General features: G+C 75.8%; 1 protein-coding gene. It reads right to left on the reverse strand.

The window, feature by feature from the left end; genetic code table 11:
- Positions 1-600 (reverse strand): glycosyltransferase family 2 protein (locus N869_RS15770; RefSeq protein ID WP_232229849.1); only part of this gene is annotated, 600 nt, incomplete at its 3' end.
- Between the last annotated feature and the right edge of the window lie 41 nt (positions 601-641).

The following is a 641-nucleotide window of genomic DNA, read 5'->3' on the forward strand; positions in this document are numbered from 1 at the left end:
CCTGCGGTCCCGTGCCTGGCGCACCACGACCCGCCACCCCACCTGCAGCGGACGCAACGAGCGGCGGGGCAGCCTCCGGGTGCGGGCCGCGCGGCGCCGGCCACGCACCACCCTCGGGAACCGGACCAGCACGGCCCACGGTGCCCAGAGCTCACCCGCAACCAGGTGGGGCTCCTTGGTGACGAGCCTCCCCAGGGCGCGCAGCAGCCCGCTGACGAGGGCGAGCACCGCGACGATCGGCACCAGCAGCAGTGGGACGCCCACGAGCTGGCCGTACAGGAACGCCTCCCGCCGCTCCCGCTCGGACCGTGCCGCGTCCCAGCCGGGCCGGCGCAGCACCGGCCCGGTGACGGGCGAGGACAGGCTGGCCTGGGCGTGACGGACCACCGCACCGGGCACCACGACCACCCGGTGACCTGCCAGGCGGGCCCGACGGCTGAGGTCCGCCCCGTCACCGTAGGGTCCGAGCGCGGGGTCGATGCCGTCCAGGTCGTCCCACACGTCCTGGCGGACGAGCGCGCCCGCGGCACCGACGGCCAGCACGTCCTCACGGCCGTCGTGCTGACCCTGGTCGACCTCCGGCTCGTCGATGCCGGTCATCCGTCGCCCGAACCTGGAGGTCGTGGTCCCGACCTCCAGCA

The organism is Cellulomonas bogoriensis 69B4 = DSM 16987, assembly GCF_000767165.1.
In the GTDB taxonomy this organism is placed as follows: domain Bacteria; phylum Actinomycetota; class Actinomycetes; order Actinomycetales; family Cellulomonadaceae; genus Actinotalea; species Actinotalea bogoriensis.